This is a genomic window from Massilia sp. CT11-108 (genome assembly GCF_047302915.1).
Lineage (GTDB): Bacteria > Pseudomonadota > Gammaproteobacteria > Burkholderiales > Burkholderiaceae_D > Telluria > Telluria orientalis.
The window spans coordinates 1-2,757 of the sequence record NZ_JBKYMO010000632.1 but is presented as its reverse complement, the minus strand read 5'-3'; the positions used below and the strand labels follow the sequence as shown (position 1 = coordinate 2,757).

Annotated in this window: 2 protein-coding genes; both read left to right on the top strand. The window is 70.7% G+C overall.

Features of this window, described 5'->3' with window-relative positions:
- Nucleotides 1-104 precede the first annotated feature (104 nt).
- Nucleotides 105-1,421 (top strand): capsule biosynthesis protein CapK, encoded by a 1,317-nt coding sequence (locus tag ACEN88_RS28655; protein WP_413345152.1) that lies wholly within the window; start codon nucleotides 105-107, stop codon nucleotides 1,419-1,421.
- On the top strand, nucleotides 1,414-2,481 hold the full coding sequence (locus ACEN88_RS28650; RefSeq protein ID WP_413345150.1) for an AAA family ATPase: 1,068 nt from the start codon (nucleotides 1,414-1,416) through the stop codon (nucleotides 2,479-2,481). The genes ACEN88_RS28655 and ACEN88_RS28650 overlap by 8 nt, the downstream gene beginning before the upstream one ends.
- Nucleotides 2,482-2,757: the final 276 nt, after the last annotated feature.

Sequence of the window (2,757 nt, the reverse complement as noted above, 5' to 3'; positions counted from 1 at the left end):
ATGTTCGGGAATGTTCAGGGCCATCGTGCCACCCGCGCGCGCGAGATCCGGGAGGCGCTGGTGCGCAAGGCCGCCGAGGAATCGGCCGACAAATGGACACGGGAATGAGCGACGACGGCCTGGACGCGGAACGCTTCCCGACGCTGACGGCGCATGGCCGGCGCATGCTCGACTTCATGCGCGACCACCCGCACGCGCCCGTGTACCGCAACCGCAGCGGCAACCGCCTGCTCGCGCACGAGGTGGCGGCGCAGCGCGCGTACGAGGCCGAGGTGGCGGCGGCGACTGTCGGCTGGGAGCCCGGCACATTGCCGGACTGGGTGATGCCGTTCGTGGCCGAGACGTTCGCCACCGTGCCGCATTACCGCGCGCTCGGCTCGGCACCACGCCGCTTCGGCGATATCGCGCCCGTGTCGCGCGCCGATTTCGCCGCCGACGTGGCGCAATTCGTGCCCGACCACGTGTCCCTCGACCGCATGATGCACTTCCGGACGACGGGCACGACGGGCCATCCCCTGCTGATCCCGTCGCACCCCATCGTGGCCGCGCGCTACGCCGCCTTCCACAAGCGCGCGCTGCGCCGCGTGGGCATCGTGCCGGCGTACGGCCGGGGCCAGGTCGGCGTCGTCCTGCTGGGCTACCAGCGCCAGTGCTTCACCTATGTGTCGGTGTCGCCCGCGATGGACGAATCCGGCCTCGCCAAGATCAACCTGCACCCGGACGACTGGCGGGATCCGGACGACCGCGCCCGCTATCTCGATGCGCTGGCGCCGGAAATCGTCGCGGGCGACCCGATCTCGTTCGCCGAATACCTCACCTTGCCGTTGAAGACGCGGCCGCGCGCCCTGATCTCCGTGTCGATGCTGCTGCTGCCCGGCCTGCGCGCGCGGCTCGAGGAACGCTTCGGCTGCCCCGTGCTGGACATCTATTCCCTGAACGAAGTGGGGCCGGTCGGCGTGTTCGATGCGGCCGCCGGCGGCCACGTGCTGCTGCAGCCGCGGCTCTACGTCGAGATCCTCGACACGGGCGAGATCGCGGTCACGGGCGGCTTCAACTTTTGCCTGCCCCTGCTGCGTTACCGGACCGGCGACTTCGGCGCGCTCGCCCACGGTCCCGCCGGCCCCGTGCTCACCGGACTGTCCGGACGGCGGCCGGTGCGCTATCTTGCGCGCGGCGCGTGGATCAACAACATCGACGTGACGCACGCGCTGCTGCCGTTTCCGCTCCCGCACTTCAACGTGCACCAGCGAAGCGACGCCGCCGTCGTGCTGCGGCTCGCGCCGGGCGGGATGCCGTGGGCGGACGCCGCGCGCGCCGCGCTGGCGCGGCTGTTCGGCGCATCCGTCGACGTCGAGCTGCTGGATGCGGACGGCAAGACGCTGCAGTACACATCCGACCTGGCGGGGGCGCACGATGGCTGAGCCGATCGACAAGCGTTTTGCACGCGGCCTCGTCGTCGGCAAGTTCGCGCCGCTGCACCGGGGCCACATGCACCTGATCCAGAGCGCCATCGACGCCTGCGCCGAGGTCCTCGTCATCAGCTACACGAAGCCCGAGTTCGCGGGCCACGGTCCCGCGGCGCGCGCTGCATGGTTGCAGGCCGTGTTCCCGCAGGTGCGCAGCCTCGTGGTGGACGATGCGTGGCTGGCCGACTGGTCGCGGACGCACGGCCTGCGCGAACGCCGGCGCCTGCCGCACAACGACGACCATGCGGACGTGCACCGCGCATTCACGGCCTGGCTGTGCACGGCGATCTGCGGGACGACCGTGGATGCCGTGTTCACGAGCGAGGATTACGGCGACGGCTTTGCCGCGGCCCTGTCGGCGCATTTCGGCGCCCGCGCGCGCCGGCCGCACGAGGTGCGCCACGTGTGCGTCGACCGCGCGCGCGTGACGGTCCCCGTCTCCGGCACGCGCATCCGGACCGACCTGCACCGGCACCGCGCCTTCCTGCATCCGGAGGTGTATGCGACGTTCGTGCGCCGGGTGTGCCTGCTGGGCGGCGAATCGAGCGGCAAGACGACCCTGGCCCGGGCGCTGGCGCGGGACCTCGGCACCGTGTGGGTGCCCGAGGTCGGGCGCGAACTGTGGGAGGAGCGGGGCGGGCGGCTGGACTACGCCGACATGCGGCGCATCGCCGAGCGCCAGGTGGCGCGCGAAGACGCGCTGCTGCGCGACGCCACGCGCTGGCTGATCTGCGACGGCAGCGCGCTGACGACCGTGTTCTATAGCCTCGATGGTTACGGCCGTGTCGACCCGGCCGTGCGGATCCTGGCCGAGCTGCCGTATGCGCACACGTTCCTGTGCGCGCCGGATTTTCCGTTCGTGCAGGATGGCACGCGGCGCGACGCGGCGTTCCGCGCGCGCCAGTTCCGCTGGCATGCGCGGGTGCTGGAGGCGCGGGGTGTTCCGTACGTGCTGCTCGAAGGGCCCGTCGCGCAGCGGGTCGCAACGGTGCGGGCCACGCTCGCGGCGTCGTGAGCCCGCTCCTACGCGGCCGCGTCGCCAGAAAGCAACGTGAACCCGCCGCCGCGACGGATAAGCCAACTGTAATGCTCCGGTAATAAAAAATCCCGGTCCGCGTTCCGTCCCGCCGTCTAGGATGCTCTACAATAGTTGTAAAGCATCAGGAACACGGATCACATGCTTCACCTGCACACATCGGTCGTCCGCCGCGCGCTGGCGATCGCGGGCCTGACCCTACCGTTGGCAGTACCCGCATTCGCCGGCGTCTACCTCGAAGAGATGACGTCGCCG